At 43.0% G+C, this 12,810-nt stretch carries 8 protein-coding genes; 5 read left to right on the top strand and 3 right to left on the bottom strand.

Going from position 1 to position 12,810, the window contains the following annotated elements; genetic code table 11:
* Positions 1-246 precede the first annotated feature (246 nt).
* A complete protein-coding gene (locus H6G41_RS13965; RefSeq protein ID WP_190746788.1) occupies positions 247-1,350 on the bottom strand; it encodes a septal ring lytic transglycosylase RlpA family protein in 1,104 nt (367 codons plus the stop codon).
* A gap of 921 nt (positions 1,351-2,271) precedes the next feature.
* Between H6G41_RS13965 and glsA the strand changes: the two genes are divergently transcribed.
* The 3 genes from glsA (at position 2,272) to H6G41_RS13950 (ending at position 8,019) form a co-directional block, all read left to right on the top strand.
* Positions 2,272-3,246, top strand: coding sequence for a glutaminase A (gene glsA / locus H6G41_RS13960; RefSeq protein ID WP_190746787.1), 975 nt, complete (start codon positions 2,272-2,274; stop codon positions 3,244-3,246).
* Between the two features lie 153 nt (positions 3,247-3,399).
* On the top strand, positions 3,400-4,824 hold the full coding sequence (locus H6G41_RS13955; RefSeq protein ID WP_190746786.1) for a WGR domain-containing protein: 1,425 nt from the start codon (positions 3,400-3,402) through the stop codon (positions 4,822-4,824).
* 567 nt (positions 4,825-5,391) lie between these two features.
* Positions 5,392-8,019: a CHAT domain-containing protein gene (locus tag H6G41_RS13950; RefSeq protein WP_242037926.1), complete on the top strand. Its 2,628-nt coding sequence runs from the start codon at positions 5,392-5,394 to the stop codon at positions 8,017-8,019.
* Between the two features lie 185 nt (positions 8,020-8,204).
* Here the strand turns inward: H6G41_RS13950 and H6G41_RS13945 are convergent, their stop codons facing one another.
* Together H6G41_RS13945 and H6G41_RS13940 are read right to left on the bottom strand one after the other, a co-directional pair.
* Complete coding sequence (locus H6G41_RS13945; protein ID WP_190746785.1) at positions 8,205-8,600, bottom strand: hypothetical protein; 396 nt, start codon at positions 8,598-8,600, stop codon at positions 8,205-8,207.
* Positions 8,601-8,814: 214 nt separating this feature from the next.
* On the bottom strand, positions 8,815-10,716 hold the full coding sequence (locus tag H6G41_RS13940) for a transketolase C-terminal domain-containing protein (protein ID WP_190746784.1): 1,902 nt from the start codon (positions 10,714-10,716) through the stop codon (positions 8,815-8,817).
* A 489-nt stretch (positions 10,717-11,205) separates the two neighbouring features.
* On the opposite strand from H6G41_RS13940, the gene H6G41_RS13935 reads away from it, so the two are divergent.
* Positions 11,206-11,970 carry a DeoR/GlpR family DNA-binding transcription regulator gene (locus tag H6G41_RS13935; RefSeq protein ID WP_190746783.1) on the top strand — a complete coding sequence of 255 codons (765 nt, stop codon included), beginning with the start codon at positions 11,206-11,208 and terminating at the stop codon, positions 11,968-11,970.
* A 238-nt stretch (positions 11,971-12,208) separates the two neighbouring features.
* Positions 12,209-12,622: a PPC domain-containing protein gene (locus tag H6G41_RS13930; protein ID WP_190746782.1), complete on the top strand. Its 414-nt coding sequence runs from the start codon at positions 12,209-12,211 to the stop codon at positions 12,620-12,622.
* The last annotated feature ends 188 nt before the right edge of the window (positions 12,623-12,810 follow it).

Below are 12,810 nucleotides of genomic sequence, written 5' to 3'. Positions count from 1 at the left end.
AAAACTCGAGTGTAGGGAGTGAAATGCGGCTAAGCAAAGGGGGTGAAGCAGGCAGAGGGCAAAAAGCAAAAGGCAGAAGGTAGCTATGTTTGGGGTTGAGACTCATCACAATAGCAGTTCACTAAATCCTTCTCGTAGGGTTTCTGGAGAAGAAGATTTTGGTATCCTCATCTTGGCAGGATAGGAAAACAAAATTCCTCCTACCCCCTGCCTTCTGTCTTTGTTTGACACTCATGAAGCTGGTTTTTATCTTCCCAAAACCTCAATCTTCACTGGTGCAATACCACTGCCCATCATGCCTAAAACTCGCGCCGCACCAGCAGAAACGTCAATAATTCGACCCCGGATGTATGGGCCTCGGTCGGTAATAGACACCACTACAGAACGACCATTGCGGGTGTTGGTTACGCGAACTCTGGTACCAAAGGGTAAGCTACGGTGAGCGGCAGTCATTCCTTCTGGATTAAATCTCTTACCACTGGCAGTACGGCTGCCAGAACCATCATATCCATACCAGGAAGCTATGCCACGCAGGGTAATTCGCACTGGCCCAATGGCAATTTGTTGTGGTAGCTTAGCTATTGATACGGGAGAACGAGTGGGTAAATTTGCAATCTCGCTGATGGGGGATGCATTGCCAATGAGTCTACGCATCCGGTTGGTTGCTTGCAATGCATCTTGGGCGGAGTTGTTGGTGGAATCGGCTAGGCGAGTATTTTCGTTGAGTTCCACCAGTTCTTGACCGTTGACCTTGATGGTATAGCGATCGCTTTTTTGTTGGGAGTCAGCAGCTTTATTTTGGGCTTGCTCGGCAACTTTCGCCTCGCTGCTTCCTCTCCAACTGACACTAATCTGGCTAGCGTCTACATTGTCCCGAAACATCTGGTTAATTTTTGCTGCTATTACGCCAGCTTTTTGGATCGGGTCATCTTGCGCCGCAGTTATTTGGTTACCTGCATCCGAAACATTGCCAATGCTTGCTACCTTGGTGGCGTTGCTAGCAATAGGGGCGTACATTTGCACGCCCCCAGAATTTCCCATAACGCCGACTTTACTATCAGCACTAGCTGAAGGTAAAGAACTCAAAAAGGTAAGAACAGGAATATTTCGGATGAAAAGGGTTGCCGCCTGGCGACCTTCAATGCTGTGAGAATGAATTTGGGCGATCGCAGCATCAGCGGTCTGTTTCCCTGCGAGGGATTGATACTCTCCTACCTTAACAACATCACCTGCTGCCGATTTTGGGGAAGCAAGGGTAGTTTCTTTGGTAGTTTGCGTGCGACCGACTGAGGGCATCCCGACAACAGTCAGAAACAGGGCGACAATAGTCCACAAATGTCTTTGATTCATGCGTCCGATTTTTAAAGCGACTCTAGAACAGAAGTTTTACGGTTCGTGGGATTTTGACCACTGAAAGTGAGTACCCTACAACTCGAACTCGTTCCGCTTTCACTTTTTTGTTCATAACTGCAACAGACTAACACGAACTTTTGAGCTTGGGGATCAGGGATTTAGCGTAAGTCTTGGTAACTTTAGCAAATTTTTGTGTCTTTTTCAAGCCTCAAACCTTTCTCAAGTGCGGATTTCAACTGTGTAACGTTTTTTTTGATAAGTCATACTTTTTTTATGGAAAATTAACATTTTTGGCGTCTCAAATAGAATTTATAGACTGCAAATTTTACTCAAATATTGGCTCTGTAGGTGATTTTCTGTATTCTAATAATCAACTAGATAAACTTTAAATAAAAAATAACTTTAAAATTTAGTTATTGGGAATAATTACTTAATATTAATATTTTTATTAAATCTTTATATTGCCTTTTAAGCATTCTGTAACAAGAGTTACAGCTTTCTATTTATAAAAATAGCAGACTATTATTAGATATTCTAATAGTTATTTTTGTTACAAATATTAATATAGTAACAATTCTGATATTTTAAGTTTGAGTAATATAAAATACATTAAGTATTTGTACTCTTCAGTGATATTAACCAAAAAAGTGGCATGTGTTATTTGTTACCAAGCAAGAAGATGTATCAACGAAAATAACACAAAAGTTATAGATAAATGTCAGTAGGGGCGGGTTTATTTAGATCGTCTTTGATGGATGAAGATATCTGTGAACCCGCCCGTACAGTTGTCAGTTGTTTGAGCGAACCGTCAACCGTCAACGCTTAAATATATCCCAAAAACCGCCCCTGTAACTCTTGGCTGTAACATAAGCCCTATAGTTGATTGAGTATCATTTTTTAGAACCAACTGTAGATTTCATGGCAACTCAAGGAGATTTAGAAACAGTCCCATTACCTTTTTTGGAAGTTCTCAAGGACTTGCATTCCCAGTACAAGTCACTAAAGGAAGGTGCAGTAGCAAACTACATTCCTGAATTAGCAAAGGTAAATCCCGACTTGTTTAGCATCTGTATTGTGACTGTAGATGGTCAGATTTACGAAGTTGGGGATTTGGAACACCTATTTACAATTCAGTCGATTTCTAAAGTGTTTGCATACGGACTGGCCCTTGAGGATCATGGAAGAGATTATGTGTTGACCAGGGTTGGGGTGGAACCAACAGGAGATGCATTCAATGCCATTATCCTGGATGAACAGTCAAATCGACCATTAAATCCAATGGTAAATGCTGGGGCGATCGCTACTACTAGTTTAATTAAAGGTGCTGGTGCCACCGAACGCCTCAACCGCATGTTAGATATGTTTAAACGCTATATTGGTCATGATGTATTCGTTGACATTTCTGTCTTTACCTCAGAACGCAGCACAGGACATCGTAACCGCGCTATGGCTCATCTCATGCTGAATTTTGGCATGATTGACCAAAATATAGAAGAATCTTTGGATCTTTACTTCCAGCAATGTGCGGTGATGGTAAATTGTCGCGATTTAGCTGTGATGGCGGCGACTTTGGCGAATAAAGGTATTAACCCCATTACCCAGGAACAGGCAGTTAAGAAAACTTATATTAAAGATATTCTGAGTGTGATGTATACCTGCGGCATGTACAATTTTGCGGGAGAATGGGCTTATAAAGTTGGTATTCCGGCAAAAAGCGGAGTCTGCGGTGGTATTATGGCTGTTGTTCCCCAGAAAATGGGAATTGCTGTATTTTCACCCCCATTAGATAGAAGGGGTAACAGCGTGCGGGGGGTTAAGGTATGTGAAGAACTTTCCCAACAGCTAGGTTTACATCTATTTGAATGTTCTGATAAGGCTTCAGGTTGTTTGTAAACTGAGGCGACGTTGAACAGTATTGTTGACAGTTGACGGTTGACTGTTGACTGTTGACTGAATAAGCGATCGCATTATTCCGCTTTTTTTAAAGTAATATTTATAACAAGTCTAAAATATAAATTTTAAATTTTATATAAGCGAGAAAGTACTATGTCGGAAGAAAAGACTTATTTAGAGCTTTCTGAGGCGGATGGTGGCGCTCATAAATTTTATGAAGTTATCGTTAAAGATACGCAAGTTAGTATTCGCTATGGTCGTATAGGTGACAAAGGACAAACGCAGACGAAAACTTATCCTACCCCAGATAAAGCGAAAGCTGACGCGAACAAAAAAATCAAAGAGAAATTAGCCAAGGGTTACGAACATGCTGTGATGGGTGTGCGCCAAAAACGTTCCGTTACCCGTCGCGCTGTTACCAGTACCGCCTCTACAGCGAAACAAGCGCCAATTCTTTGGAAATTTAATGCAAATTCCGCAGCTTTTGGTATTTTTATAGATAGCGATCGCTGTTGGCTAGGTAATCAAGCAGGTCAAGTCTTTGCACTTAATCACCAAGGTAAAGTGATTAATCAATTCAAGTTACCCGATGGTGTAAAGTGTTTAGTCGCTGATGATATCTGGATTTATGCTGGCTGCGATAATGGCAATGTCTACGACCTCACAGGTAAATTACCGCGAGTCGCCTACGAAATTGACGAAAATGTGGATATTTTCTGGCTAGATATCAAAAACGGGTTGTTAGGCGTTTCTGATGCTAACGGTGGTGTCACTATCATCGATCATGATGATGAATCCCAGTGGACTCGTTTAAGCCAAGGCCAATATGGTTGGATGGTACGCTGTGACGAAGTTGGTGTTTATCACGGTCATAGTCAAGGTGTGACTATGTATGATACTCAAGAAGGGCGAATGCTCTGGCATCAAAAAACCGGTGGTGGTGTATTATTTGGTTGGCAAGAAGCATCAACCGTTTATGCAGGTGCAAGCGACCAAAAAATTTACAGCTTTAGTAAAAAAGGTGAAGCTGGCGCAGTATATAAATGTGATGCGTCTGTTTACTCTTGTGCTACTGCGCAGGATGGGAAATATGTATTTGCTGGTGATAGCAGTTCTTCGATTTACTGCTTTAACCAATCAGGGGAACGTTTGTGGAAACTGGCGACTGATTGCGGTTCTGCTTTATCGATGCAGTTTTTTGACAATCGTATATATATTGTCACTACCGATGGTGCTTTAGCTTGTATTGATACGAGTGAAGCAGCGATTCAAGCCGCACAAGGAGGGACAATTCCCCAAGCCGCGATTATTAAAGCACCAACTACAGAAGGTGCAGCACCCTCATCTGTGGTGGAAACAACAACAGATACTAGCCAAGGTGTAATTGTGGAATGCTATCGGGAGGGAAGTAAACTGCGGGTGCGAGTTGTTTCGCCAGGATATAACCCCAATTGGAAAGTGCAGTTTCCTAAAGATATTCGTCAAGAAGGACAGCGTTATCTGGTGCAAGAAATTCGCGAGTCAGCTAGCGGTGGATTTTATCGCGCTTACGGTGATATTAAAAAAATAAGTTTGTAAGGGACTTCCAAGTAAAAAAATATTCCATTACTACCATTACTATTGTTCACTGTTGACAGTTGACTGTTAACAGTGAATTGTCAACCGTCAACGACTTGAACGGAATAATTTATTTTTTGGAGTTCCCTAATTTATTTCGTATTCAGGACTTGAGTCTACTGAAGTAAATTCAGGGTATGCAAAGAGATTTAGTCAACTTTCCATCTAGCTCCACAGAGCATGAGGCTCCGTCTCAATTTATGAGCAAGCGAGGCGGTAGCCAACAAATACGCATTTCCCGCCGGAGGCTGGAAACGAGATAATCGATGACAAACTGCATAACCCCTCAACCGTCAGAGATATATGTAATCGCAACGCCAAAAAACTCAGCACCAACAGCGTCAGGCGATTCCTATGCTCAGACAACTTTTATTAAATCTTCAAATAATCCCCGCAAAACTACGGATAAACCCTGCCATACTAACTAAAACAGCCAAAAACCACCTTCCCCGCTTAAAAATTACGAATTACGAATTACGAATTACGAATTTCCCCGTATTTACCCCCCGCACCAGGAAGCAGAAAAACTTGTCTCCTCAATTATCCCAGCCACAACCCCCCAAGCATAACCCCATAAAATTGCTAACTTGGTCAATCGCTACAGCAATGACATTAGGACTACTGGTGAGTATACCCAGGGAAGTTGCCGGACAAACCCAACCACCACTATCAGCCCAACAGTCCGCAGAATTAGCCGAAGCCGAGCGACTGAGTCAACAAGTGATGCAGTTGTATCAGCAAGGCAAATATAGTGAAGCCATCCCTCTTGCAGAAAAAGCTTTAACAATTCGGGAGAAAGTACTGGGTAAAGAACATCTCGATGTGGCACTAAGCCTGAACAATTTAGCTGCACTTTACAGGGAACAGGGGCGTTATGCCAAAGCTGAACCCCTTTATCTCCGCTCCCTGGCGATTCGGGAGAAAGTACTGGGTAAAGAACACCCCGATGTGGCAACTAGCCTAAACAATTTAGCTGCACTTTACGACTCACAGGGGAATTATGCCAAAGCCGAACCCCTGTTCCTCCGCTCCCTGGGAATTTTGGAGAAAGCACTCGGTAAAGAACATCCCAATGTGGCTACTAGCCTGAACAATTTAGCAGGACTTTACGAGTCACAGGGGAATTATGCCAAAGCTGAACCCCTGTTCCTCCGCTCTCTGGCTATTTACGAGAAAGTACTGGGTAAAGAACATCCCAATGTGGCTAGTAGCCTGAACAATTTAGCTCAACTTTATGACTCACAGGGGAGTTATGCCAAAGCCGAACCCCTTTACCTTCGCTCTCTGGCTATTTACGAGAAAGTACTGGGTAAAGAACATCCCAATGTGGCAGTTAGCCTGAACAACTTAGCAGGACTTTATTGGGCACAGGGTGATATCAATCGCACCACTGATTTTTTCACCCGTGGACTCGCAATTCAAGAACAAAATTTGCAACTCATTTATGCTGTGGGTTCAGAACAAAGAAAACAAAACTACGCTCAAAAGTTTAGTAAAAGTACCAACGCTACTATTTCCCTCGCCCTACAACAATCTACCAAAAACCCCACATTAGCCAAACTCGCCTTAACTACTGTACTGAGGCGTAAAGGACGAGTGCTAGATGCCATGACTGACACAGTGCAGACATTACGCACCCAGTTAGCAAACAACCCAGAAACCAAAAAGCTGTTTGATGATTGGTTGAAAGTACAGCAACAGTTAGCCGCCCTAGTATATCGCGGACAGGGGGAAGTAAAATTTGAAGTTTATCAAGGGCAAATCAAACAACTAGAAGCCGAACAAGAACGCTTAGAAGAACAGGTAAGTGCTAAAAGTGCCGAGTTCCGCCAAGCAATTCAACCTGTGGAATTAGCTGCTATCCAAGCCCAAATTCCCCAGGATGCTGCATTGGTGGAAATTGTGCAATATAAGCCATACAATCCCAAAGCTAAAAAAGGCGAACAATGGAGTAAACCGCGTTATGCAGCAGTGGTATTGCGTGCTGCGGGTGAGCCGAAGTGGGTTGATTTGGGTGATGCTGCAACTATTGATAAATCTGTTGCGAGTTTCCGCCAGGTTTTGGTGTATGCGCCAGCATTTACTCAAGAAAATAACACTAATTCCAAACAACGGGGTGGAATTGTCCCCAAACCAGCTGATGGCAACACCCCGGAATCTCGCCTCCAAAAAGCCGCCCGCGCTTTAGATGAGCAAATCATGGCTCCCATTCGTCCCCTGTTAGGTGATGCGCGTCACCTGTTGCTTTCACCAGATGGGCAGTTAAACTTGATACCCTTTGAAGCCCTCAAAGATGAGCAAAATCAATATCTCGTCCAGCGTTACGCTTTCTCTTACCTCACCACTGGGCGAGACTTACTCAGCTTGCAAACCACAGCTAAAGCCACCGCAAATCCTGTAGTTTTTGCAGATATTGACTACGAACAACAAGATACCACAGTTGCAGCTAAATCTCGTGGTTCTGAAAATAAACGTTCTATTGACTTTGCTAATTTAAAATTTTATCCATTGGCAGCGACTTTAGCCGAAGGGCAACAAATCCAAAAGATTCTTCCCCAGACAAATATCATCTTAGGAAAACAAGCCACAGAAGCCGCTATTAAACAATTAAATGCACCGAGGATTTTACATTTAGCTACTCATGGATTCTTTTTACCAGATGAAGAAGTTAAACCACCAACCAATGATTTTAATCAGCAATTAGATAAAACCCCAGCTTTAAATGTAGAAAATCCCTTATTACGTTCTGGTTTAGCTTTAGCTGGTTTCAACAACCGTCAACAAAAAACTGATACAGATGATGGAGTTTTCACAGCTTTAGAAGTTGCTGGTTTAAATTTACGCGGCACAGAATTAGTAGTTTTATCTGCTTGTGAAACTGGACTAGGTGATGTGAAAATTGGTGGCGGTGTTTACGGCTTGCGTCGTGCTTTGGTAATTGCAGGTTCGCAAACTCAACTGTTAAGTTTGTGGCAAGTAGCTGATGATGGCACTAAAGATTTAATGGTGAAATATTATGAGAAATTGCAAGCGGGCAAGGGTAGACATGAAGCGTTGCGAGAGGTGCAGTTAGAGTTACTCAATAATCCGCAATATCAGCATCCTTATTTTTGGGCGAGTTTTATTCCTTCTGGCAATTGGCGGCGGATGAATTGAGATTGGGCATTGGGCATGGGGCATTGGGCATGGGAAAAGCTAATAATGCTTCATACCTGTGAAATCTTATACCAATTGCAAAAATAATGGGGCAGATTGTAGGGGCACTGGCACTGCCATGCCCTCTAGAATATATTGATATGTTGCGAGAATTATTTAATTTCAAGTCAGTCGTTGAGTTTCGCTTATAATGAGTTTCGATGTCTGATGAAAAGCTGTTCAACACATAACAAGATGATCGTTAGCGTCGTTGCTGCTTGTCCGATTGCATAATTTGTCCAGTTTTCAGTCAGCACGATAAAGACGAAGGAAAAAAGCGTTGTGGCAATGATTAGCCAGGGAGCAATCGCGCCTATTTTTTGCCTCCATACAGCTCGCTCACGGAGTCTACTGTGACTATTGAGAAGGTATTGCCGCCAAAACTGAAAGGTACTAAGCACTGCGAAAAGGTACAATAGCCCTACATTGAAGAACAGAACGTTTTTAAGCTGTGAAGCGGTGTCAGGTTGCTGAAGCGCGATTGCGGCTAAACAAGTTCCTACGGTTAGATACAAAACTGTAAACACAGTAAAGCGACGCATTGCTCTATCCTGTCAAAATTTGTTCTAAGTATTAAAATTCCCCACCCTAGATTTGATTAAGGGTGGGGATTCTACATTTTACGTCAGCACTTGCTCTACCATCTCTAACGATAGGTATAGAACTTACGCATTGACAGAAAAGCCAAAATAACAGGTATAGTTTTCAAGGCTTATAGCTAGATTTTTCAATGCTATTTTAGCGATCGCACTTTATCTAGCCAACTAATTCTTTCACTTTCTTGATAATGCCCACTGGATCGATACCTTGATGCGGGTACTGTTCCCACAAACCACCGCAACCTTCTTTATAAGTTCCCAGGTGGGCATATTTGGGAGTTAACCCCCGTTCTAATAACCAGGTACCGAAACGGCTACCTAAGCCTGTGCGACGGTTGAAGGCTTCGACGACTAAAACAAAGGGTGCTTTACCAATTTTAGCGATCGCTTCTTCATCCACGACATTTAAAGTCGGTTTGTTAATCAAACCCACATCTAAGCCTTCCTGTTTTAAGCGTTCTACCGCATCCAAGGAACGGTATAAAGCATCGCCAAAGCTGACTATATAACCTTGGCTTCCTTCGCGGATGATTTCATCTTTACCGGGGATAAATTTGTAACCATCGCCAAACAATTCATTACCCTTACTATCCAATATATTCGGGACTTTGGAACGGGTGGAGAAAATAAACCGCAATCCCGGATCGGAAAATATAGCTTCTACACAAGCTGTCATTTGATTGACATCGGCGGGAAAGTAGAGTTTTGTGTCATAGCGATCATCCAAGCCATTATCGGCAAACATATTATTTAAGCCGAAGTGACAGGTATTATCCGCCATGTCATCGATACCTGCATGGGAAAAATGACAGAGAACGTTAGATTGGTTTAACCGCGCCATTGTAATTTCGGAAATGCACATTTCTAAAAAGGCGCTGAAGGTGGCGAAAATCCCTTGTTTGCCTTTTACCATCCCAAACCCAGCCGCAGCCGAGAAATTACCCCGTTCCATGATGCCTGAGGGGATAAATACTTCGGGATAGGTATCGTGGATTTTCTTCAATCCACAGGAGCCTTCTAAGTCGCTATCAATTACTCTGACTTTCTCCTTGCGTTCGGCTTCACTCATGCGACTGAGGACATTTACCACAGCTTCCCCAAAAACGTTGCGGTTTGCGCCCCATTTGTCGCTAGCACCGAGAAATGTATAGGTTTGCTTGGGTTTTTCGATATTTTTCAGGTATTCCACCGCCGCAGTTTGTCCGCGAGATTCGAGATATTTAAGCGCCAAATCGACGGAAATCACATCATGTCCGTGGGTTGAGCCTTCTAAACCTGCAATACCGGGACACATGGGACGTTTGTTAATAACTGCGATCGCGCCTGGTGTATTTACAGCTGTGCAAAGGCGGCTGTACAAATCGTCTAAATCTTCCCCATCGCCCTCAAGTATCTTTAAACCATGTCCTTCTAAGGTTTTGGCGACGGTGAACCCAGGTAAATATTTAGAAGGATGTCCGGCGATAGTGACATCATTATCATCAATAATGAGTTTAACATTGAGATGTTGCGCGATCGCCAAACGCGCCGCTTCTGCATCGTTACCTTCTTGCTGGGAACCATCGGAACCGAGACAGAAAACCACTTTTCCAGGGTTCGCCATTGCGATACCATTTACGTAAGGCCACACATGCCCCAAACGTCCAGAGCTAAATTTTACACCAGGCGTAAATCCTAATTCTGGATGCCCCGGTAAATGAGAATGGGCTGCACGATATTGTAGAAGCTGCTCTGCGGGTAAATCCCCGTGTAGCGCTGACATGAGATACTGAGTAGCCACGCGATGTCCGGCTTCATCAAAGAAAATCGGCACAAATTGTTCAGCCGCACCCCGGAAGAAAGCATCAAGAATCATCACTTCTGGAACTGTATCATAGGGGCCGCCAGTGTGCCCGCCTACGCCTCTAGCCGCACCTGTGGCTGTAAAAAACACGATCGCATCTCGGCAAAGTTGAATATTTGCCTTGAGCGTATCTCGCTGTTCTGCTGTTAGGGTAGCATTCCCAGGATTGAGCGCTAAATATTTGTAAGCACCGAGATCGATAGGGAATTTAGTCATTTGTTATTTGTCCTTTGTTAATTATTGGGCATTTGGCATTGGGCATTGAGAACAGTCAACTGTCATCAGTCAACCGTCAACCGTCAAAAATCAAGTTTGCACGAATCTGCTTGTATGCAAGTGAAGATACGGTTAAATGTACGAAAACATGCACTTTACCGCTATTGTGAAATGAATAACCCTAGCAGCAATCTCTCTTTTGACAGAAGATAGGCTGAATTGTCTCCCTCCTGGTATAGGAAGAAGCAGTTAGGAGTTATATCAAGTCCGGTTAAACACTGATCGATGGGTTGACACATGTCAATTGAAACCCTTACTCTGTGGAGATTCAGAGCAATGGGCACGGGGGTATTTTTATTGATCGGCAATTAGGCGGACATCAGATTGAGTCTAATGCTTGTGATTTGCTGGTATTGGACTTTATGCAATAAGTATAAACTCACAAACGTGCAATTTCAAGATTAAAAACGCAACTTCAGGAAAATTTTTATGTTGACTGCTGAACGCCGACAATTCATTCTTGAACTTCTCCATCGTGATAAGAAGGTGCTATCAACGGAACTGAGTGCTGTATTGAAGGTTTCCGAAGATACGATTCGGCGGGATTTGCGTGAACTTGCAGAAGCGGGACTTTTACAGAGGGTACATGGTGGTGCATTGCTGACTTCTCCAGCAACCGCCAGTTATGCAGATCGCCAAAAACAAGCACCGAAAGAAAAAGAAGCGATCGCGCGTGCCGCAGCTAAATTAGTTTGTCCGGGGCAGGTGGTAATATTAGATGGCGGGACAACAACGCTGCAAGTAACGCGCCATTTACCGCCAGATTTGCAAGCTACTGTGGTGACGAATAGCCCACCAATTGCGATCGCTTTAGCGGAACATCATTATATAGAAGTTGTGATGTTAGGCGGTAAGCTCTACAAAAAAGCCTTAGTTAACGTCGGTACAGTCACCATTGAGTCATTGCGGATGATTCGTGCAGATTTGTGCATGTTAGGAGTGTGCAGTTTGCATCCAGAAGTGGGAATTAGTGTGCCAAATTTAGATGAAGCCCATGTGAAACGCGCCATGATTGCGGGTTCGGCTGAGGTAGTCGGATTAGTCACAGCGCAAAAGTTAGACACAGCCGCACCTTATGTAGTCGAGTCAATTCATGCATTGACTTATCTTGTCACTGCACCCACAGTATCTAATGATATGTTGGCGGCGTATAAGGATTTAGGTTTAACAATTATTCGCGATGAGGATGAATAATATAGAACTTACGCCAGAAATCTCCGAAACTCTTATTCCTCTGTGGACTGTGCGTCCTCTGCGGTTCAATTTTCCGTAAATTGTGCGTAAGTCCTGTAATATCTAGCAATTCGATTTTCAGTCAGTCGGCGCAATTAAATATAACTGGCTGACTGCAAACTCAGCAAGTAACCAAAAAACCTTGTAATCAACAGTTCAGTCCGGTAAGATTATACGGATTTTATTTATAACGATGAGTATGTTTTTATCTTTGCGCTCAAAGCTCATCTTAACTGTATTCGTAACTAGTTTGTTGCTTGCACCCCCTGTAAAAGCGCAACATTTAAACGTTAAAGATCTCTTACGTAACACGCCATCCACGCGGTTACAATTTTCACCTTTTACTGTAGGAGTGGTAATTCGAGGAGCAACTGATAGAGTTTATACGCTCAATCTCAAAAAAGGTAATAGCTTAGAAATTAACGTTGATAATACAGGTGCTCGTGCAGGAGTTTATGTTTTTGACACAAATGGTAAACAATTGGCTGTACTGACTGCGAATGCAAAACGCAATAACTTTACCTATGAAGTTCCATCTTCTGGAGATTATTACATCTTTTGTTATGGCGGCCCCACAAATCACTTTTATGGCTTAACGGTAACAGCCGAGTAACCTGTCACATCACTAGTTACCAAAATCAACAAAACTACTAAACCAAAGTCGCGAAAATGTTGGGTTTCGTTCCTCAACCCAACCTACTAGCGCGGCAACCTTAAAATGTTTGGTTGATTAATGATATTATTCCGCAATTATGGCATTTCCATTTTTTGAACCCAACAAATTAGACTAGACGCGCTACT

Source organism: Tolypothrix sp. FACHB-123 (genome assembly GCF_014697075.1).
Classification (GTDB): Bacteria; Cyanobacteriota; Cyanobacteriia; order Cyanobacteriales; family Nostocaceae; genus Aulosira.
Note: the sequence above shows the minus strand (reverse complement) of the source record. Positions and strands in the feature narration are given on the sequence as shown.

Excerpts from the sequence above, each read along its gene's own strand:
- H6G41_RS13930 (WP_190746782.1), top strand. The coding sequence starts at position 12,209 with ATGTTTTTATCTTTGCGCTCAAAGCTCATCTTAACTGTATTCGTAACT.
- glsA (WP_190746787.1), top strand. The coding sequence starts at position 2,272 with ATGGCAACTCAAGGAGATTTAGAAACAGTCCCATTACCTTTTTTGGAA.
- H6G41_RS13935 (WP_190746783.1), top strand. The coding sequence starts at position 11,206 with ATGTTGACTGCTGAACGCCGACAATTCATTCTTGAACTTCTCCATCGT.
- H6G41_RS13965 (WP_190746788.1), bottom strand. The coding sequence starts at position 1,350 with ATGAATCAAAGACATTTGTGGACTATTGTCGCCCTGTTTCTGACTGTT.
- H6G41_RS13945 (WP_190746785.1), bottom strand. The coding sequence starts at position 8,600 with ATGCGTCGCTTTACTGTGTTTACAGTTTTGTATCTAACCGTAGGAACT.
- H6G41_RS13955 (WP_190746786.1), top strand. The coding sequence starts at position 3,400 with ATGTCGGAAGAAAAGACTTATTTAGAGCTTTCTGAGGCGGATGGTGGC.
- H6G41_RS13940 (WP_190746784.1), bottom strand. The coding sequence starts at position 10,716 with ATGACTAAATTCCCTATCGATCTCGGTGCTTACAAATATTTAGCGCTC.